An 18,955-nucleotide genomic window follows, 5' to 3' on the forward strand; every position below is an offset into this window, starting at 1 on the left:
TGTGCCATTTGGCACATCAGAGAGAGTGGGGATCGTCATCGCGAAAGAGCACCTGCTTGCACTTGGCGCAGACCCATTCGCGGCGATAATCTGCCAGATGTACCAGCCCCACTTCCATCAATTCGTGATGGCCGCAGTGGTGACAGAAGATGATGTCGCCATCGACCGCCTCCGGGTGGATCGCCAGATACTCCATCTTTGTCGGGAGCTCCTCCCATGCGTGGGTGGGAATATGCTTGCGCTGGCTGGTGTAGTAGACCCAGTAAAACAGAAAAAAGATCGCCAGGATCAGAAAGGTGAGCAGATGGTCCATCTTCAATTCCTCCGGTTAGGTGCAGCCCCTCGGATGCATGGCTGCAATCAGCTCCATCATGATGAAATTTGTTTCGAATGAAGATGTTACCGGAAGGCTAACGGGATCGTTGTGATCCCCTTCGGGTTTTGCCCAGTCAAAGAGCAGGGTTGAATGAGACTTTTTGAGTCACGATTGCAGGCCGGAGCGGACAGGTACTCCTGATTTTTACAACATAAATTCAACATTTTTTTAGGTGGTTGGACTGTCTCTTTGATCCAGCTCACGTTACAATGCGCGGGCCCACTTCACCTATCGCGCAAACGATTTTCAGGAGAGAAACGGATGTTGAAACGTGACATGACCATCGCCAATTATGATCCGCAATTGTGGCAGGCTATCACAGACGAAACCCGTCGTCAGGAAGAGCATATCGAGCTGATTGCGTCCGAGAACTACACCAGCCCCCGTGTCATGGAAGCCCAGGGCTCCCAGTTGACCAACAAGTACGCCGAAGGTTACCCCTCCAAGCGTTACTACGGCGGTTGCGAGTATGTGGATGTGGTTGAAACCCTGGCTATCGAACGCGCCAAAGAGCTGTTCGGTGCCACCTACGCCAACGTGCAGCCGCACTCCGGCTCCCAGGCCAACAGCGCCGTCTACATGGCCCTGCTGCAGCCGGGCGACACCGTGCTGGGCATGAACCTGGCCCACGGTGGTCACCTGACCCACGGCTCCCCGGTCAACTTCTCCGGCAAGCTGTACAACATCATTCCTTACGGTATCGATGAGTCCGGCAAGATCGACTACGACGACATGGAGCGTCAGGCTGTCGAGCACAAGCCGAAGATGATGATCGGTGGCTTCTCCGCCTACTCCGGCATCGTTGACTGGGCCCGCATGCGTGAAATCGCCGACAAGGTAGGTGCCTACCTGTTCGTCGACATGGCTCACGTGGCAGGCCTCATCGCCGCTGGCGTCTACCCGAACCCGGTGCCCCACGCGCACGTGGTCACCTCCACCACTCACAAGACCCTGGCCGGTCCGCGCGGTGGTCTGATCCTTTCTGCAGCTGACGACGAGGAGCTCTACAAGAAGCTCAACTCCGCCGTCTTCCCGGGTGGTCAGGGTGGCCCGCTGATGCACGTCATCGCCGGTAAAGCTGTTGCCTTCAAAGAGGCGCTGGAGCCCGAGTTCAAGACCTATCAGGCTCAGGTCGTGAAAAACGCCAAGGCGATGGCGGCTACCTTCATCGAGCGCGGTTACAAGATCGTCTCCGGCGGTACCGACAACCACCTGATGCTGGTTGATCTGATCGGCCGCGAGCTGACCGGTAAGGATGCTGACGCTGCGCTGGGCAAAGCCAACATCACCGTCAACAAGAACTCCGTGCCCAACGACCCGCGCTCCCCGTTCGTCACCTCCGGTGTGCGGATCGGTACTCCGGCCATCACCCGCCGCGGTTTCAAGGAAGCCGAGTCCATCGAGCTGACCCACTGGATCTGCGACGTACTGGACAACCACGACAACGATGCCGTGCTGGCTACCGTACGCGAGAAGGTGCTGGATATCTGCCGCCGCTTCCCGGTCTATGGCTGATAAGTCAGACCATCCGGTTTGAGACCAATGCCACCCTCGGGTGGCATTGTTTTTTATGGCATTGGGCAACAGGGGAGGGATGAGATTGAACCGCGAAGAGAAGATGCAGAGCGAAGAGGCACACTCCTGCACAGAGCGGGACAAGGCGCTGGAGGCGCAGCTTCGGCTGGCAATCCGCGCCCAGTATCACTTCCGTGCCAGTGAGCAGGGGCTGCTGGCATGGGATGTACGGCGGCTGGTGCGACTGAGCCGTGATCTGCCGCAGCAGGCAGTGGCGTTGAGCGAGATTGCCGAGCTCGACCGCGAGCACTGGTACGGTCATGGCTGCGCCAGTCCCACGGTGCGCAGCGTGGTCGAGCACTGCCAGCTCATCATGGCGGCGGATCTCGCCTATCCGATCATTCTCGACAGCGCCGGTCGGGTGATGGATGGCATGCACAGGATCGGCAAGGCATTGCTGCTGGGCCACAGCCATATCGATGCGGTGCGGTTTGTGGTCGATCCCGCTCCCGATTATCAGGATTGTGATCCCGATAGCCTGCCTTATGACGACTGAGCCGCCTCCTTGGCGATAACGACCAGAAAAATCACGTTTTTGCGCTTTTTACCGCGGTTGGATGGCCGTGCTACACTGGCCGACCTAACACCCGCAGCTGTTGGCGGGTGCCCCGTTTTGTTAACGCCGGAGGTCAGATGCATTGCCCTTTCTGTAGTGCCGTTGATACCAAGGTGATCGATTCCCGTCTGGTGGCCGAAGGCCATCAGGTGCGCCGCCGTCGCGAATGCCTGCTCTGTCATGAGCGTTTCACTACTTTCGAGATGGCTGAGCTGGTGATGCCCCGCGTCATCAAGTCCAACGGCTCGCGCGAGCCGTTCAACGAGGACAAGCTGCGGGCCGGTATCCTGCGGGCGCTGGAGAAGCGTCCGGTGAGCATGGAGGCCATCGAAAAGGCGGTCAACCACATCAAGTCACGCCTGCGCGCCACCGGCGAGCGGGAAGTTGCCTCCCAGCTGGTGGGCAATCTGGTGATGGATGAGCTCAAGGGATTGGACAAGGTGGCCTATATCCGCTTTGCCTCCGTCTATCGCAGCTTTGAAGATATCCGCGAGTTTGGCGAAGAGATCGCCAAGCTGGAGAAGTAACGGCTGCGAACCCCTCCCGGATCGGAGGGGGCATGACCGGCCGGTGCCGCCACGCTGGCTGCCGGCTGGCAAGTGGACTGTTACGCCAGTGAAACATCCAAGCTCAGCATTGTTTCGCTGGTGAAAAAATTTGAGGGCGTGCGACCGCAACCTGCGAGTCGGCGCCTGCCGTCATGGCGGGAAATGCCATGGCCGATCTGCCCGATGTTGTTGGCGATAAGCTGGTGAGCGGCAAGAGATAAAAGAACGCAACTCATCAGATTGCTGCACCACGCGGGATACGTTGCTGGAAACAGGAGCCCGGATGTTTAGTCAAGATGATTACCAATGGATGAGTCGGGCCCTCGAGCTGGCCCGCCGCGGCCGTTACACCACGGCCCCCAACCCCTGCGTCGGCGCCGTGCTGGTGAAAGATGGTGTGGTGGTTGGCGAAGGGTGGCATCAGAAGGCGGGCGAGCCCCATGCCGAGGTCTACGCCCTGCGCGCCGCCGGTGACAACGCCCGTGGCGCCACCGCCTATGTGACCCTCGAACCCTGCTCCCACCACGGTCGTACTCCCCCCTGCGCCGAAGCGCTGATCAACGCCGGTGTAGCCCGGGTGGTGGCGGCCATGGTCGATCCCAATCCCCAGGTGGGTGGACGTGGCCTGCGGATGCTCTCCGAGGCAGGCATCAAGACCGATTTCGGCCTGCTGGCAAGCGAAGCGGAAGCGCTCAACCCGGGCTTTTTCAAGCGGATGCGTACCGCCTTCCCGCGGGTGACCGTCAAGCTGGGGGCCAGTCTCGATGGCCGCACCGCCATGGCGAGCGGCGAGAGCCAGTGGATCACCTCCCCGGATGCGCGCCGTGACGTGCAGCGACTGCGGGCCCGCCACGATGCGGTGCTCTCCAGCGCCGAAACCGTGCTGGCCGATGGTGCCTCTCTGACCGTGCGCTGGGACGAGCTGCCCCCCTCGGTCAAGGCTAGCTATCCCAAAGAGACCCTGCGCCAGCCGCTGCGAGTCATCGTCGATTCACAAAACCGCCTCACTCCCGACTTGCCGCTGTTCCAGAGCGAGAGTCCGGTGCTGCTGGCCCGTCACAAGGCATCCGGCGAGTGGCCCGAGTGGGTGCAGCAGCTGGAGCTGCCGCTGCTGGATGGCAAGCTGGATCTGGTCAGCCTCTTCATGCTGCTGGCCAAGCAGAACGTCAATTCGGTACTGGTCGAGGCGGGCCCGCGGCTGTGCGGCGCTCTGCTGGAAAAAGGGCTGGTGGATGAGCTGGTGCTCTATCAGGCGCCCAAACTGATGGGCGACGAGGGGCGCGGCCTGTTCCATCTGCCCGGCCTGACCCGGCTGTTCCAGGCGCCCAAGCTCGCCATCAAGGATGTGCGCATGGTGGGGCCGGATATTCGCATTACCGCCAAAATAGCCTGATCTTTCAATGTTCAAGGGGGCATCTGCTGCCCCCGTCATCAGCAAGGTGATCTGCATGTTTACCGGAATTATCGAAGCGGTGGGGACCCTGGCCGAACTGCGTCGTCAGGGGGAGGACATGGCTCTCACCGTGCACGCCCCGGGCCTGGATTTTAGCGACGTCAAGCTGGGCGACTCCATCGCTACCAACGGCGTCTGCCTCACCGTGGTGGCGCTGGGCGACAAGAGCTATACCGCCGATGTGTCGCTGGAAACCCTCTCCCGTACCGGCTTTGCCGCCGCCAGAGTGGGCGATCGGGTCAACCTCGAGAAGGCGCTGATGCCCACCTCCCGCCTCGGCGGCCATCTGGTCTCCGGCCATGTGGACGGGGTAGGGGAAGTGAAAAGCGTCTCCAGCAGCGGCCGCGCCATCGAGTACTGGATCAAGGCGCCGGGCGAGCTCTCCCGCTACATCGCCGAGAAAGGTTCCATTGCGGTGGATGGCATCAGCCTCACCGTCAACGCGGTGCAGGGCGACCTGTTTCGCCTGACGATCGTGCCCCACACTGCGCAGGAGACCACCATCGCCAGCTGGAAGCCGGGTCACAAGGTCAACCTCGAGGTCGATCAGATCGCCCGCTATCTGGAGCGCTTGATGATGGGCAAGAGTCAGGAGAGCAGCGCCTCTACCCTGACTTTGGACAAGCTGGCCAAGGCCGGTTTTCTCTGATGCTCGGGGTGTTGGCCCCGACCAAAACGATTTTCTGTGATCCCGCTCCGATTGAAATGGGGCCATGCGCCCCAATCTAGAGCAGCATATCTCACATTCCCGTTGAGCCTGCGGGCTCAATCCCCAAATAGACAGATGGAGTAGCCCATGGCGCTGAGCACAACCCAGGAAATCATTGCCGACATCAAGGCTGGCAAGATGGTGATCCTGATGGATGACGAAGACAGGGAGAACGAAGGGGACCTCATCATGGCCGCCTCCTGTGTCCGTCCGGAGGATATCAACTTCATGGCCCGCTACGGCCGTGGCCTCATCTGCCTGACCCTGACCCGGGATCGCTGCAAGCAATTGGCGCTGCCGCTGATGGTGGATCGCAACAATGCCCAGTTCTCCACCGCCTTTACCGTCTCCATCGAGGCGGCAGAAGGGGTGACCACAGGTATCTCCGCCGCCGATCGCGCGGTGACCGTGCAGGCCGCTGTGGCGGCCAATGCCAAGGCGGCCGATCTGGTGCAGCCGGGCCACATCTTCCCGCTGATGGCGCAGGATGGCGGCGTGCTGACCCGTGCCGGCCACACCGAAGCGGGCTGCGATCTGGCCCGTCTGGCCGGTTTCGAGCCTGCCGCCGTCATCGTCGAGATCCTCAACGAAGATGGCACCATGGCGCGCCGTCCTGACCTGGAGATCTTCGCCGAGGAGCACGGAATCAAGCTTGGCACCATCGCCGACCTTATCGAGTACCGCAACCAGCACGAGACCACGGTCGAGAAGGTGGCCGAGTGCAAGCTGCCCACCGAGTTTGGCGAGTTCGACCTCATCACCTTCCGCGACACCATCGACAATCAGGTGCACTTCGCCCTGAAAAAGGGTGAGGTACAGGCCGACCAGCCGACGCTGGTGCGGGTGCACCTGCACGACGTGCTGAGCGATCTGCTGCTGACCGATCGCCATGCCGCCCGCAGCTGGCCGCTGCCCAAGTCCATGGCTCGCATTGCCGACGAGGGCGGGGTGCTGGTGATCCTGGGGGCGGAAGCCCACGGCGCCGAGCTGCTGGCCCGGGTCAAGGGTTTTGAAGCCGCCGACAAGGGGTTGGCGCCGGAAGGAGCCAAGTGGCAGGGGACTTCTCGCCGGGTTGGTGTTGGCTCCCAGATCCTCAAGGCCCTTGGCGTAAGCAAGATGCGCCTGTTGAGCTCGCCGAAGAAGTACCATGCCCTCGGCGGTTTCGGTCTGGAAGTGGTTGAATACATAGGCGAATAAACGCTACAGCTGCGGCTTGCAGAGGGTGTTATCCGTCCTCGGCAAGCCGTGGCGTATGCCGGCGCATGACCACGCCGGCCCGTTGAATTGGCGATCATGGCCGCTCGTTGCGGCCATGGTTTTTGTCGTGGGTCTGTTGTGCTAGAATGTGCGCACTTTTGACTCCGGCCCTTTTGCTTTCACAGATACAGGATTTCCAATGAAGGTTATCGAAGGAAACATTGCCGCTCCCGAGGCGCGCGTTGCCATTGTCGTTGCCCGTTTCAACAGCTTCATCAACGACAGCCTGGTGAGTGGTGCAGTAGACGTACTGAAGCGTCAAGGTCAAGTGCAGGACAGCAATCTGACTCTGGTGAAAGTACCGGGCGCAGTTGAAATGCCGCTGGTTATCAAGAAGCTGGCCAAGAGCGGCAAATATGACGCCATCGTGGCGGTCGGTACTGTCATCCGTGGCGGCACCTACCACTTCGATCTGGTGGCAAACGAGAACAGCAAAGGCATGGCCCAGGTGATGATGGAGTATGAAATCCCCGTCGCCTTCGGCGTGCTGACTACCGAAAACATTGAACAAGCCATCGAGCGTGCAGGTACCAAGGCGGGTAACAAGGGTGCAGAGGCTGCACTGGCAGCGCTTGAAATGATCAACGTCCTGAAAGAACTGGACGTGTAACGAGGAGAAATGCATTGAAACCGTCTGAGCGCCGTAAAGCCCGTCATTGCGCCACCCAGGCCATCTACCAGTGGCAGATGACCAAGGCCAACGTGGGTGACATCGAAGAGCAGTTCAAGATCGATCAGGACACCAAGGGTGTAGACCTGAACTACTTCCGCGATCTGCTGTTCGGGGTATCGCTCCACTGCAACGAGCTGGACAAGGTCTTCGCACCTTTCCTCTCCCGTCCGCTGGAAGAAGTGGACATGGTGGACAAGGCGATCCTGCGTCTGGCGACCTATGAGCTGACCCGTCGTGATGATGTGCCGCCGCGTGTGGTCATCAACGAAGCGATCGAGCTGGCCAAAGCTTTTGCTGCCGATGACAGCCACAAGTTTGTCAACGGTGTACTGGACAAGGTGATCAAGTCGCTGGACAAGCGCTGATAGCTGCGTTCATCAGCATCTAATAGAGGAGCCAGCTTATCGCTGGCTTTTTACTGTATGGGTGAATTCGAGCTGATTGATAAGTACTTCAAGGTCCCCCACGCCCGCAAGGACGTGGTGATGGGCCCTGGAGACGACTGCGCCCTGCTGACCCTGCCCCCCGACACCCAGCTGGCGGTGAGCACGGATACCCTGGTCAGCGGCGTGCACTTCTTCCCCGACATGGATCCGGTCGATCTTGGCTACAAGGCGCTGGCGGTCAATCTCTCCGATCTTGCCGCCATGGGGGCCGAGCCGCGCTGGGTCTCGCTGGCGCTGACGCTGCCGGCCATCAACGAGAGCTGGGTCGCCGGCTTTGCCGAAGGATTCCTGGAGCTCGCCGAGTACTACAACGTGGCGCTGGTGGGCGGGGACATGACCCGCGGGCCGCTCTCGATCACTGTGTCGGTCAAAGGGTCGGTGCCTGCCGGTCGCGCCCTGATGCGCAGCGGCGCCAAAGCCGGTGACGGCATCTATGTGACCGGCACTCTGGGGGATGCCGCCCTGGCGCTCTCCCACCTGCTGGGCAAACGCACCCTCAACGAGAACCAGCTGGCGGCCGTGCTGCCACGCCTCGACCACCCCCATCCCCGCATTCTGGCCGGACAGGCACTGCGCGGACTGGCGGGCAGTGCGCTGGATCTCTCCGACGGGCTGGCATCGGATCTTGGCCATATCCTCAAGGCGTCCGGTGTGCGGGCCCAGATCGATCTCGATCTGCTGCCGCTCTCGCCGGTGCTGCAGGATGCGGTGAGCGAGCAGGATGCGTGGCAGCTGGCGCTGGCCGGCGGCGATGACTACGAGCTCTGCTTCACCGTGCCGCAGGAGCATCACGGCGCGCTCGATACCGCGCTGGCCCACAGCGGGGTCAAGTTTACCCGTATCGGCCGCATCGTGGCGGGTGAACCGGGCATCGAGTACCTGCGTGGCGAGCAGCCGGTCGAGCTGCAACTGAAAGGGTGGGACCATTTCGCATGAGTCTGTTTACGATAAAGCCCGAGCTGAAACGACTGGATCTGAAGAATCCGCTCCACTTTCTGGCGGTGGGCTTTGGCTCCGGTCTCTCCCCCAAAGCGCCGGGTACCATGGGGACGATCGCTGCCATCCCGCTCTACCTGCTGGTGAGCGGTTTGCCGACCTCCTGGTTTATCGCCCTGCTGGTGGTGGGATTCCTGATCGGTATCCGCATCTGCCAGAGTGCCACCGATGCCATCGGCATGCCGGATCACGGCGCCATCGTCTGGGACGAGGTGATCGGCTTTGGCGTCACCATGATAGCGGCGCCGGCCGGTTGGGAGTGGGTACTGGCGGGCTTTCTGCTGTTTCGCCTGTTCGATGTGCTCAAACCCTGGCCCATCTCCTGGTTTGATCGCCGTATCCACGGCGGCCTTGGCATCATGCTGGACGATCTGATTGCCGCTCTGTTCGCCTTCATTTGTATGCAATTACTGGCCGCCTGGCTCGCTTGATTGCCCTCTCCCGGGGAGTGACTGTTACAGCACTCCCCGATTTATATCTGCCTAATTTTCATTCATCGGCATATGCTGCCGTATATCATCCATTTCACATAAATATTCACTACTCATTCGGGGCCTTACCGTGAATGGAGAATAGTGATAAATGCTGCTTGTTGCGTTCTTGTTGAAATTAAAGTAATGCTAGCGGTAGGTATATGGATATGCGGGCCGTTTTTGTGACTATAGTCATCATTTTTCGCTATGGAAATGGTGGTTATCTGCGCAAAACATTGCGGAATTGTATAACTCAATCATTTACACCCGTGGGCAAACCGTCTAATTTACTCGCGGGTTATTCCAAAAAAATGCAAAAAACCCGCCCGGATCGCTGGTTTAACTGCTACACGGATTGAGCATTAATTGCCCTGAGCAGCACCGGCATCTGCGGCCGATTTATGGACGAATTATTTGGGACGGATGTCCCCCGCAGAGGTAAACATGTCCTTGCTCGAAGTAAAGAACTTGCGGATCGAGTACCCCTCCCGCTACGGGGTACTGGCCGCAGTGAAGGATCTCTCTTTCTCCATCGAAAAAGGGGAGATTGTCGGCGTCGTGGGTGAGTCAGGTGCCGGCAAATCCACCATCGGCAACGCCGTCATCGATCTCCTGAGCCCGCCCGGTCGCATCGCCCGTGGCGACATCTACCTCAATGGCGAGCTTATCTCCGGCAAGAGCCAGAACGAGATGCGGGCTATCCGTGGTTCACGCATCGGTTTTATCTTTCAGGATCCGATGACCTCCCTCAACCCGCTGTTCACCGTTGAGCATCAGCTGGTCGAGACCATTCTGGCCAACACAGATTTGTCACGCGAAGCCGCCTTTGCCAAGGCGCTGGATCTGATGAAGGCGGTGGGGATCCCGCAGCCTGAGCTGCGCATCAAGCAGTATCCGCACCAGTTCTCCGGCGGCATGCGCCAGCGGGTGGTCATTGCCATCGCCCTCTCCGGAGACCCCGAACTCATCATCGCCGACGAGCCGACCACGGCCCTCGACGTCTCTATCCAGGATCAGATCCTCCAGCTCATCCGCACCCTCTGCAAGGAGCGTCAGGTGGGCTGCATGCTGGTGACCCACGACATGGGCGTGGTCTCCAACGTCACCGACAAGGTGGCGGTGATGTATCGCGGCGATCTGGTGGAGTTTGGCCGCACCGAGCAGGTACTGGGCAGCCCCAATCACCCCTATACCCGCAGCCTCATCTCGGCGGTGCCCCGCTCGGATGTGAAGCTGGTGCGCTTCCCGCTGGTCTCCTATATCGAGGATGCCAGCGCGCCGGATACCAATATCGACCTCAAGACCCACTGGCTTGGTCAGAGTCAGGACGAGCGTGCCTATGAAGGGGCGCTGCTGCGGGTGGAGAACGTCGATCTGAAGTTTGTCACCAAGGACTCCATCTTCCCGAGCCGCCGCCAGTATGTGCGTGCCTGCAACAACATCAGCTTCGAGATCTTCGAGGGCGAGACTTTCGGTCTGGTGGGGGAGTCGGGCTCAGGTAAATCGACCATTGCCCGCGCCATCACCGGCCTCTATCCGCCTGATACCGGCAACATCGTCTTTGAGGGGATCGATCTGACTGCCCTCAAGAGCGAGAGTGAGCGCCGCCCGCTGCGTCGCCAGATGCAGATGGTGTTCCAGAACCCCTATTCATCGATGAACCCGCGGATGAAGGTGCGCGACATCATTGCCGAGCCGATCCGCTTCCACCAGCTGGCGAGCAGCGAGAGCCAGATCGAGGGGATTGTCGGGGATCTGCTGGATCACGTCGGTCTTGGCCGCGGTGCCGGGGTCAAGTATCCCCACGAGTTCTCCGGTGGTCAGCGCCAGCGCATCTCCATTGCCCGTGCGCTGGCGACCCGCCCCCGTTTTCTCATCTGCGACGAGCCGACCTCGGCGCTGGATGTCTCGGTACAGGCCCAGATCCTCAACTTGCTCAAGGATCTGCAGCAGGAGCTCAAGCTCACCATGCTGTTCATCAGCCACGATCTGCCGGTGATCCGCCAGATGTGCGACCGCATCGGGGTGATGCAGCACGGTCATCTGGTGGAAGTGGCAGAGACCGAGAAACTCTTTACCAATGCCGAGCATGAGTACAGCCGCAAGCTGATCTCCCTCATGCCGGAGTTCAAGGGAATGTCCCGCGAGGGGCTGGAAATCGCAAGCTAGGAGAGCGCCGGTGCGCCGGATGGTCGCTCAAACCCGTTGTTCGTTAATAAAAAAGCCAAAAGCATGGAGAAAAAGATGAAGAAAGGATTTTCCAAGATTGCCCTGGCGCTGTTTGCCGCCGGTTTCGCCTTCAGCGTCTCTGCCGCTGATATCAAGGTAGGTGTCGCCTCCGATGCCACCTCGCTGGATCCGCAGGAGCAGCTCTCCGGTCAGACCCTGGAGATGTCGCACCTGGTATTCGATCCCCTGATGCGTTACACCCAGGATCTGAAATTCGAGCCGCGTCTGGCCGAGAAGTATGAGCGTGTTGACGACAAGACCGTCCGCTTCCACCTGCGCAAAGGGGTCAAGTTCCACTCCGGTAACGACTTTACCGCCGATGACGTGGTATGGACCGTCAACCGTCTGAAGTCCTCTGTCGACTTCAAGGCGATCTTCGACCCCATCGTCGAAGTGAAGAAGGTAGATGACTACACAGTCGATCTGATTACCGCGAAGCCCTTCCCGCTGATCCTGCAGACCGTCACCTACATCTTCCCGATGGACTCCAAGTTCTATACCGGCAAGACCGAAGCGGGCAAAGACAAGGCCGAGATCGTCAAGAATGGCGACTCTTATGCCTCTACCCACGTTTCCGGTACTGGCCCGTTCACCGTCAAGTTCCGCGAGCAGGGCGTGAAGCTCGATTATGCCCGCAACCCCAACTACTGGGACAAGGCCTCCAAGGGTAACGTCGAGAACCTGACCGTGGTGCCGATCAAGGAAGACGCGACCCGCGTTGCCGCGCTGCTGGGTGGTGACGTGGACGTGATCTACCCGGTTGCGCCGAACGATCTGGAGCGTGTGAAGAATGGCAAGGACTCCCAGCTGGTTACCCTGTCCGGTACCCGCGCCATCATCATCGAGCTGAACCAGAACACCAACCCGGCGCTGAAAGACAAGCGCGTGCGCCAGGCGATCAACTACGCCATCAACCAGGTGGGTATCGTCGAGAAGATCAACAAGGGCTTCGGTACCCCGGCCGGCCAGCTGAGCCCGAAAGGCTATGCCGGTCACAACGAAGCGCTGGTGCCTCAGTATGATCTGGCCAAAGCCAAGCAGCTGATGAAAGAAGCCGGTCAGGAGAAGGGCTTCAAGATGACCTTCATCGCCCCGGCTGCCCGTTACGTCAACGACGTCAAGATTGCCCAGGCTGTCTCCGCCATGCTGGCCAAGATCAACATCAAGGTGGATCTCAAGACCATGCCGGTGGCCCAGTACTGGCCGGAGTTTGACAAGTGCGCCGCCGACATGCAGATGATTGGCTGGCATTCCGACACTGAAGATACCGCGAACTTCTTCGAGTTCCTGACCTTCACCAAGGATGCCAAGACCGGTATGGGTCAGTACAACTGCGCCGGCTATGCCAACGCAGAGGCTGACAAGCTGGTCGAGCAGGCCAATGCCGAGACAGATCCGGCCAAGCGTGCCGAGATGCTGAAGAAGGTGGAAGCCATGGTGATCGAGGATGCAGCTTATGTGCCGCTGCACTGGGAAGATCTGGCCTACGGCGCGAAGAAGAACGTCGACATCAAGCCGGTGGTCAACGTGATGAACTTCCCTTACTTCGGCGATCTGGTGGTCGGCAAGTAAGCGAACGTCACAAGGAAGGACGGGGCGGAGTGGTCAGCTGGCCACTCCGCCTGCTAACAGAAGCCTGTGCCACGACACAGGCCACGTAGAAGGACAAGCATGTTTACATTCCTGCTGAAACGGTTCTATCAGGCCGTGATAGTGATGTTCGTCATCAGCCTGGTCGCCTTCTCCATCCAGGACAACCTGGGGGATCCGTTGCGCGAGCTGGTGGGACAATCCGTCTCCGAAGCCCAGCGCCACGAATTGCGCGAGAAGATGGGCCTCAACGATCCCTTCCTCGTCAAATACAGCCGCTTTTTGAAAAATGCGGTGCACGGGGATCTGGGTACTTCCTACTTTTTCAAGCGACCGGCTCTTGAGGTGATCCTCGACAAGCTGGTAGCTACCCTTGAGCTGGTCTTTGCCGCCGCGCTCATCATCGTCGTGGTCTCCATTCCGCTGGGAGTCTACTCGGCGATCCGGCCGCGCAGCATTCCCACCAAGATCATCATGGCGGGGAGCAGTATCGGCATTTCGATCCCGGTGTTCCTGACCGCCATCATGCTGATGTATCTCTTCTCCATCCAGCTGGGCTGGCTGCCGGCCTATGGTCGCGGCGAGACCCGTAACCTGCTGGGTTGGGAGTCGGGCTTCTTCACCTGGGACGGTATCAAACACCTGATCCTGCCTGCGGTGTCGCTCTCCTCCATCATGCTGCCGCTGTTTATCCGGCTGGTGCGCTCCGAGATGCTGGAGCAGCTCTCCTCCGAATACGTCAAGTTCGCCCGCGCCAAGGGGCTGGATAACAACAAGGTCTACTACCAGCACGCCCTGAAGAACACCATGCTGCCGGTCATTACCGTCGGTGGGGTGCAGATCGGCACCATGGTGGCCTACACCATCCTGACCGAGAGCGTGTTCCAGTGGCCGGGAACCGGCTTCCTGTTCCTCGAGGCGATCCACCGGGTCGATACCCCGCTGATCACCGCCTACGTCATCTTCGTGGGCTTGATCTTCGTGGTGACCAATACTCTGGTCGACCTGCTCTACGGGTTGATCAACCCGACCGTTAACCTGACTGCCAAGGGGTAAGCATGAGTAACGCTGTAACTGCAAGCCCAAGCCGTTGGGCACGTTTCAAGAACTCCGACATCGTCTACTACTTCCTGCGGGACAAGGTAGCCATGTTCAGCTTTGCGGTGTTCGTGGTGTTCGTGGTGGCTGCCTTGCTGGCTCCCTGGATCGCCCCGCACAACGTCTATGACCAGACCAGCTTCGACTTGATGGATGCCGAACTGCCTCCTTCATGGCTGGATGGTGGCGAGGAGCGCTTCTGGCTCGGCACCGACAACCAGGGGCGGGATATCTGGAGTACCATTCTTTATGGTGCCCGTATCTCCCTCACCATCGGTCTGTTTGCGGTAGGGCTGCAGCTGGTGCTGGGTATCGTCATTGGCCTGATCGCCGGCTACTTTGGCGGTCGCATTGACAACCTCTTGATGCGCTTTGCCGACGTGCAGCTGTCGTTCTCCACCATGATGGTGGCGATCATTATCTCCGCCATCTTTCAGGCAACCTTTGGCTCCGAGTTCTACTCGCGCTTTGCCATCGTGATGCTGGTGGTGATCATCGGGATCGCCGAGTGGCCGCAGTACGCCCGTACCGTGCGCGCCTCGGTGCTGGCGGAGAAGAAGAAGGAGTATGTGGAGGCGGCCAAGGTGATGGGGTTCCGCGCCCCGCGCATCATGTTCCGCCACATTCTGCCCAACTGCCTGTCGCCCATTCTGGTTATCTCCACCGTGCAGGTGGCCAACGCCATCATGAGTGAAGCGGCACTCTCCTTCCTCGGTCTGGGGATGCCGGTTGATCAGCCCTCGCTGGGCTCGCTCATCAGCGTCGGCTTCAACTACATCTTCTCCGGCTCCTGGTGGATCACCGCCTTCCCCGGCATCTGTCTGGTGGTGCTGGTGCTGGTCATCAACCTGCTGGGTGACTGGCTGCGGGATGTGTTTAACCCCAAGATCTACAAAGGGTAATCTGGGTCAGAAACGCAAAATAAAATGGGCGCCAATGAGGCGCCCTTCTTTTATTGATAGCTTTAAGCATTATCAGGCTTGCAGCCAGCTTTCGATACTGCGCTGGATGCCTGCATCGTCCAGACCGAGCAGGGCATAGATCTCCTGCTGGGTACCCTGTTCCACGAAGCGATCCGGCAGGCCGAGGTTGAGCACCGGCTTGCACTGTTTATTGCGCATCAGCAGCTCGTTCACCGCCGAACCGGCGCCGCCCATGATGGCGTTGTCTTCGATGGTGACGAACTGATCGTGGCTAGCCGCCAGCGACAGCACCAGCGCCTCATCCATCGGTTTGACGAAGCGCATATCCACCAGAGTGGCATCAAGTGCTTCTGCCGCCGCTTTGGCATGTTGCAGCAGAGTGCCAAACGCCAGAATGGCGGTGCCTTTGCCCTCTCGAATGATGCGTCCCTTGCCAAGCGCCAGTGCCTGCATCTCCTGCAAGATGGGGGCATCGCTCAGGCTGCTGCCACGTGGGTAGCGCACCGCGGCAGGCCCCTGATGGCGATAGCCGGTATAGAGCATCTGACGGCATTCGTTCTCGTCGGAGGGGGTCATGATCACCATGTTGGGCACGGTGCGCAGGAAGCTGATATCGAACGCACCCTGATGGGTCGGGCCGTCAGCGCCCACCAGACCAGCCCGGTCGATGGCGAACAGCACCGGCAGCTCTTGCAGCGCCACGTCGTGGATCACCTGATCGTAGGCACGTTGCAGGAAGCTCGAATAGATGGCAACCACCGGCTTCTTGTCGGCGATAGCGAGACCAGCGGCGAAAGTGACCGCATGTTGCTCGGCAATGGCCACATCGAAGTAGCGATCCGGATACTGCTGGCTGAATTTCACCAGCCCGGAACCTTCGCGCATGGCAGGGGTGATGCCGACCAGCTTCTCGTCTTTGGCCGCCATATCGCACAGCCACTGGCCGAAGATGGCCGAGAAGGTGGGCTTGGCACCACTCGCCTTGGGCAGGGCGCACTCGTCCGGATTGAACTTGGGCACCGCGTGATAACCGATGGGGTCTTTCTCCGCCGGCTCGTAGCCCTTGCCCTTCTTGGTCTTGACGTGCAGCAGCTGCGGGCCCTTGAGATTGCGCATGTTGCGCAGGGTCTCGACCAGCGCTTCTATATCGTGACCGTCGATGGGGCCGATGTAGTTGAAGCCAAACTCCTCGAACAGGGTGCCGGGCACCACCATCCCCTTGAGGTGCTCTTCGGCCCGCTTGGCCAGCTCCTTGACTGGCGGCAGACCGGCCAGCACCTTCTTGCCGCCTTCGCGGATAGTGGTGTAGAGCTTGCCGGACATGACCCGGGCCAGATGGTTGTTGAGCGCGCCGACATTCTCGGAGATGGACATCTCGTTGTCGTTGAGGATCACCAGCATGTCTTTATGGACGTCGCCGGCGTGGTTGAGCGCTTCAAAAGCCATCCCCGCCGTGATGGCGCCATCACCGATCACCGCAACGACCTTGCGGCCCAGCCCTTCACTCTCGGCGGCAACCGCCATACCGAGAGCGGCTCCGATGGAGGTGCTGGAGTGGCCGACGGATAGCACGTCATACTCGCTCTCGCCACGCCAGGGGAAGGGGTGCAGACCATCCTTCTGCCGGATGGTGTGGATCTGGTCACGGCGTCCGGTCAGGATCTTGTGGGGATAGGCCTGATGGCCCACATCCCAGATCAGCCGATCGAACGGGGTGTTGTAGACGTAGTGCAGGGCCACGGTCAGTTCGACCGTGCCGAGCCCGGAGGCAAAGTGTCCGCTGGAGCGGCTGACGGAGCGCAGCAGATATTCGCGCAGCTCGTTGCACAGCACCGGTAGCCGCTCTTTGGGCAGGGAACGCAGCTCTATCGGGGTGTCCGCAAGGGCCAGGTTGGGGAAATTGCTAATATCAACGCTCATTTTTTAACTGTTATCCAGCGTTTAGTGGGTTCGCTCGATGATGTAATCGGCGAACGCTTCCAGAATGTCGGTATTGTAGGGCAAGGATTGCAGGGCTGTTAAGGCTTTACCGTGCAGTTCGCGAGCCAGCTCACGGGCGTTTTCGAGTCCAAGCAGGGCCGGATAGGTACTCTTCTCCAGCGCCAGGTCGGAGCCTTGCGGTTTGCCCAGGGTGGCGGTGTCGCCGGTGATGTCGAGGATGTCATCCTGCACCTGGAAGGCGAGGCCGATGGCGGAGGCATAGGTTTGCAGTGCCGTCAGGGTCGCTTCGTCCACATTCTCTTTGCACAGGGCGCCAAGAGTGACGGCGCACTCGATGAGAGCCCCCGTCTTGTGGCGGTGTACCTGTTCCAGTTCGGCGAGTGTGATCCGGCGTCCTTCCGCTTGCAGATCCAGCGCTTGACCGCCGCACATACCGAGATAACCGGAGGCGCGGGCGAGGGTGCTCAGCATGCGCACCCGGTTGGCCAGCAGTGTCTCTGGCATGGGGTGATCGGCCAGAATGGAGAACGCCAGCGTCTGCAGGGCATCACCGGCCAAAATGGCAGTGCCTTCATCGAAGGCCTTGTGAACGGTCGGCTGGCCGCGACGCAAATCGTCGTCGTCCATGGCGGGCAGATCGTCGTGCAGCAGCGAGTAGGCGTGGATGCACTCCACCGCAGCGGCCGGGCCATCGAGCAGTTCGCTCTTTACCCCCAGCATCTCGCCGACGGCGTAGACCAGAAAGGGACGTACCCGCTTGCCGCCGAGCAGCAAGCCATATTTCATGGCATCGCGCAGGCGCGGCGCCATGGCGGGCAAGGATTCAAGTTGTGCTGACAGACAGTCGTCAATACGCTGACGATGCAGACGGGAAAAATGGTCCAGCGCCACTCACTCTTCTCCTTGTTCTGGCTGGAAGGGGGCAAGCTGGTCACTGCCATCGGCTTTGCTCAGCAGGATCTGGATCTTCTGTTCTGCCTGTTCCAGCTTCTGCTGGCCGGCACGCACCAGATGGACTCCTTGCTCGAACTGCTTGAGCGCCTCTTCCAGCGGGAGGGAACCTTGCTCCAGCTGATGAACGATGGTTTCCAGCTCTTCCAGAGTGGCATCAAAACTCAGACGGTCGATTTTTTTACTGGCCATGTCCATCCTCGGGGATTGAAAAAAACGGCTTATATTAACATCGACCGCCCAGCGGGGGGAGGTTGAAAACGCCATAGCCGCAAACTCTCGACAAATCGGTCGATAATGAGCTGTCTCCCCCTTCGGATGGAAACTTGCCGCCGGGGCCGCAATAGCAGAAAATTCAACGGCGTATAATAGTGCATCAGCACAGATGACAGGAGTAGGACGTGGATCTAGGTAGTCTGATAGGCATAGTGCTGGGCTTCGGGGTGGTGATATACGGCATGCTGCTGGGTGGCCCCGTCACCATGTATGTGGACATGCCCTCCGTCTATATCACCATTCTGGGCTCCATCTTTATCGCCATGATGAAGTTCAACCTTGGCCAGTTCCTGATGGCGTTCAAGGTGGCCGGCAAAGCTTTTATGTACAAGGGCGACAAGCTGGAAGATCTCATTTCCAAGGCGGTTGAGCTGGCCGATGCATCCCGCAAGGGGGGCTTTCTGGCGCTTGAAGCGGCGGAAATTCCCAATCCCTTCATGAAAAAAGGGATCGATATGCTGGTGGATGGTCACGATGCCGATGTGGTGCGTGGCGTGCTGGAGAAGGATATCGAGCTGACCTCCGAGCGTCATGTCATCGCCATCAAGGTATTCCGCACGCTGGGGGATCTCGGCCCGGCCATGGGCATGATAGGTACGCTGGTGGGGCTGGTGGCCATGCTGGCAAACATGAGCGATCCCAAGTCCATCGGCCCGGCCATGGCGGTGGCATTGCTCACGACCCTGTATGGCGCCATCGAGGCCAACATGATCGCGATTCCGATTGCCGACAAGCTGGAGCTGCGCAGTGGTGAGGAGCGGCTTTGCCGCACACTGATCCTCGATGCCATCATGGGGATTCAGGATGGACAGAATCCGCGGGTGATCCAGACCATGTTGCAGAACTATTTGCATCAATCCAAACGCAATAACGGCGCGGAGTAGG

The 18,955-nt window shown here is 59.7% G+C and carries 19 protein-coding genes; 15 read left to right on the forward strand and 4 right to left on the reverse strand.

Translation table 11 applies throughout. From position 1 onward, the window contains the following. Positions 1-16: 16 nt before the first annotated feature. The gene (locus tag AACR93_RS04355) at positions 17-313 is read right to left on the reverse strand and encodes a hypothetical protein (protein WP_043850105.1); all 297 of its coding nucleotides are present in this window, start codon (positions 311-313) and stop codon (positions 17-19) included. Positions 314-637: 324 nt separating this feature from the next. Here AACR93_RS04355 and glyA point away from each other — a divergent pair, with 324 nt between their 5' ends. From glyA to AACR93_RS04425, 14 genes are all read left to right on the forward strand, one after another. Continuing rightward, positions 638-1,891, forward strand: a complete 1,254-nt coding sequence (glyA, locus tag AACR93_RS04360) for a serine hydroxymethyltransferase (RefSeq protein ID WP_040068624.1) — start codon at positions 638-640, stop codon at positions 1,889-1,891. Positions 1,892-1,970: 79 nt separating this feature from the next. Continuing rightward, the gene (locus tag AACR93_RS04365; RefSeq protein ID WP_043850106.1) at positions 1,971-2,447 is read left to right on the forward strand and encodes a hypothetical protein; all 477 of its coding nucleotides are present in this window, start codon (positions 1,971-1,973) and stop codon (positions 2,445-2,447) included. Between the two features lie 137 nt (positions 2,448-2,584). Continuing rightward, positions 2,585-3,034: a transcriptional regulator NrdR gene (gene nrdR / locus AACR93_RS04370; RefSeq protein ID WP_033114135.1), complete on the forward strand. Its 450-nt coding sequence runs from the start codon at positions 2,585-2,587 to the stop codon at positions 3,032-3,034. Between the two features lie 304 nt (positions 3,035-3,338). Further along, positions 3,339-4,448, forward strand: a complete 1,110-nt coding sequence (gene ribD / locus AACR93_RS04375) for a bifunctional diaminohydroxyphosphoribosylaminopyrimidine deaminase/5-amino-6-(5-phosphoribosylamino)uracil reductase RibD (protein WP_005343507.1) — start codon at positions 3,339-3,341, stop codon at positions 4,446-4,448. A gap of 55 nt (positions 4,449-4,503) precedes the next feature. Further along, positions 4,504-5,157, forward strand: a complete 654-nt coding sequence (locus AACR93_RS04380) for a riboflavin synthase (protein WP_033114137.1) — start codon at positions 4,504-4,506, stop codon at positions 5,155-5,157. Positions 5,158-5,304: 147 nt separating this feature from the next. Beyond that, the gene (ribBA, locus tag AACR93_RS04385) at positions 5,305-6,414 is read left to right on the forward strand and encodes a bifunctional 3,4-dihydroxy-2-butanone-4-phosphate synthase/GTP cyclohydrolase II (protein ID WP_043850107.1); all 1,110 of its coding nucleotides are present in this window, start codon (positions 5,305-5,307) and stop codon (positions 6,412-6,414) included. Positions 6,415-6,613: 199 nt separating this feature from the next. Then, positions 6,614-7,084: a 6,7-dimethyl-8-ribityllumazine synthase gene (gene ribH / locus AACR93_RS04390; protein WP_033114139.1), complete on the forward strand. Its 471-nt coding sequence runs from the start codon at positions 6,614-6,616 to the stop codon at positions 7,082-7,084. 14 nt (positions 7,085-7,098) lie between these two features. Next, positions 7,099-7,512, forward strand: coding sequence for a transcription antitermination factor NusB (gene nusB / locus AACR93_RS04395; protein ID WP_033114140.1), 414 nt, complete (start codon positions 7,099-7,101; stop codon positions 7,510-7,512). 57 nt (positions 7,513-7,569) lie between these two features. Continuing rightward, positions 7,570-8,529 carry a thiamine-phosphate kinase gene (gene thiL / locus AACR93_RS04400; protein ID WP_041207962.1) on the forward strand — a complete coding sequence of 320 codons (960 nt, stop codon included), beginning with the start codon at positions 7,570-7,572 and terminating at the stop codon, positions 8,527-8,529. After that, positions 8,526-9,020, forward strand: coding sequence for a phosphatidylglycerophosphatase A family protein (locus AACR93_RS04405; protein ID WP_043850108.1), 495 nt, complete (start codon positions 8,526-8,528; stop codon positions 9,018-9,020). The genes thiL and AACR93_RS04405 overlap by 4 nt, the downstream gene beginning before the upstream one ends. Before the next feature lie 486 nt (positions 9,021-9,506). After that, on the forward strand, positions 9,507-11,231 hold the full coding sequence (locus AACR93_RS04410; RefSeq protein ID WP_043850109.1) for a dipeptide ABC transporter ATP-binding protein: 1,725 nt from the start codon (positions 9,507-9,509) through the stop codon (positions 11,229-11,231). A 75-nt stretch (positions 11,232-11,306) separates the two neighbouring features. Continuing rightward, positions 11,307-12,863, forward strand: a complete 1,557-nt coding sequence (locus tag AACR93_RS04415; RefSeq protein ID WP_042032165.1) for an ABC transporter substrate-binding protein — start codon at positions 11,307-11,309, stop codon at positions 12,861-12,863. A 99-nt stretch (positions 12,864-12,962) separates the two neighbouring features. Then, positions 12,963-13,937 carry an ABC transporter permease gene (locus AACR93_RS04420; RefSeq protein WP_041207966.1) on the forward strand — a complete coding sequence of 325 codons (975 nt, stop codon included), beginning with the start codon at positions 12,963-12,965 and terminating at the stop codon, positions 13,935-13,937. 2 nt (positions 13,938-13,939) lie between these two features. After that, on the forward strand, positions 13,940-14,881 hold the full coding sequence (locus AACR93_RS04425) for an ABC transporter permease (protein ID WP_033114145.1): 942 nt from the start codon (positions 13,940-13,942) through the stop codon (positions 14,879-14,881). Positions 14,882-14,953: 72 nt separating this feature from the next. On the opposite strand, the gene dxs is transcribed toward AACR93_RS04425, so the two are convergent. Genes dxs through xseB form a run of 3 tightly spaced genes read right to left on the reverse strand, consistent with a single transcriptional unit; the run spans position 14,954 to position 17,986 of the window. Continuing rightward, complete coding sequence (gene dxs / locus AACR93_RS04430; RefSeq protein WP_043850110.1) at positions 14,954-16,822, reverse strand: 1-deoxy-D-xylulose-5-phosphate synthase; 1,869 nt, start codon at positions 16,820-16,822, stop codon at positions 14,954-14,956. Positions 16,823-16,843: 21 nt separating this feature from the next. Beyond that, entirely contained in the window at positions 16,844-17,734 is an 891-nt protein-coding gene (gene ispA / locus AACR93_RS04435; RefSeq protein ID WP_033114147.1) for a (2E,6E)-farnesyl diphosphate synthase, read from the reverse strand. Then, positions 17,735-17,986: an exodeoxyribonuclease VII small subunit gene (gene xseB / locus AACR93_RS04440; protein WP_041207970.1), complete on the reverse strand. Its 252-nt coding sequence runs from the start codon at positions 17,984-17,986 to the stop codon at positions 17,735-17,737. Positions 17,987-18,195: 209 nt separating this feature from the next. Here xseB and pomA point away from each other — a divergent pair, with 209 nt between their 5' ends. Further along, positions 18,196-18,954 (forward strand): flagellar motor protein PomA, encoded by a 759-nt coding sequence (gene pomA / locus AACR93_RS04445; RefSeq protein ID WP_043850111.1) that lies wholly within the window; start codon positions 18,196-18,198, stop codon positions 18,952-18,954. The last annotated feature ends 1 nt before the right edge of the window (position 18,955 follow it).

This window comes from Aeromonas sp. L_1B5_3, assembly GCF_963866575.1.
GTDB classification, from domain to species: domain Bacteria; phylum Pseudomonadota; class Gammaproteobacteria; order Enterobacterales; family Aeromonadaceae; genus Aeromonas; species Aeromonas jandaei.

Bases quoted from the DNA above. Each gene is read 5' to 3' on its own strand.
- AACR93_RS04405 (WP_043850108.1), top strand. From the start codon at position 8,526: ATGAGTCTGTTTACGATAAAGCCCGAGCTGAAACGACTGGATCTGAAG.
- xseB (WP_041207970.1), bottom strand. From the start codon at position 17,986: ATGGCCAGTAAAAAAATCGACCGTCTGAGTTTTGATGCCACTCTGGAA.
- AACR93_RS04355 (WP_043850105.1), bottom strand. From the start codon at position 313: ATGGACCATCTGCTCACCTTTCTGATCCTGGCGATCTTTTTTCTGTTT.
- AACR93_RS04410 (WP_043850109.1), top strand. From the start codon at position 9,507: ATGTCCTTGCTCGAAGTAAAGAACTTGCGGATCGAGTACCCCTCCCGC.
- ribBA (WP_043850107.1), top strand. From the start codon at position 5,305: ATGGCGCTGAGCACAACCCAGGAAATCATTGCCGACATCAAGGCTGGC.
- ribH (WP_033114139.1), top strand. From the start codon at position 6,614: ATGAAGGTTATCGAAGGAAACATTGCCGCTCCCGAGGCGCGCGTTGCC.
- nrdR (WP_033114135.1), top strand. From the start codon at position 2,585: ATGCATTGCCCTTTCTGTAGTGCCGTTGATACCAAGGTGATCGATTCC.
- glyA (WP_040068624.1), top strand. From the start codon at position 638: ATGTTGAAACGTGACATGACCATCGCCAATTATGATCCGCAATTGTGG.
- AACR93_RS04365 (WP_043850106.1), top strand. From the start codon at position 1,971: ATGAGATTGAACCGCGAAGAGAAGATGCAGAGCGAAGAGGCACACTCC.
- AACR93_RS04415 (WP_042032165.1), top strand. From the start codon at position 11,307: ATGAAGAAAGGATTTTCCAAGATTGCCCTGGCGCTGTTTGCCGCCGGT.
- ribD (WP_005343507.1), top strand. From the start codon at position 3,339: ATGTTTAGTCAAGATGATTACCAATGGATGAGTCGGGCCCTCGAGCTG.
- dxs (WP_043850110.1), bottom strand. From the start codon at position 16,822: ATGAGCGTTGATATTAGCAATTTCCCCAACCTGGCCCTTGCGGACACC.
- AACR93_RS04425 (WP_033114145.1), top strand. From the start codon at position 13,940: ATGAGTAACGCTGTAACTGCAAGCCCAAGCCGTTGGGCACGTTTCAAG.
- AACR93_RS04380 (WP_033114137.1), top strand. From the start codon at position 4,504: ATGTTTACCGGAATTATCGAAGCGGTGGGGACCCTGGCCGAACTGCGT.
- thiL (WP_041207962.1), top strand. From the start codon at position 7,570: ATGGGTGAATTCGAGCTGATTGATAAGTACTTCAAGGTCCCCCACGCC.
- AACR93_RS04420 (WP_041207966.1), top strand. From the start codon at position 12,963: ATGTTTACATTCCTGCTGAAACGGTTCTATCAGGCCGTGATAGTGATG.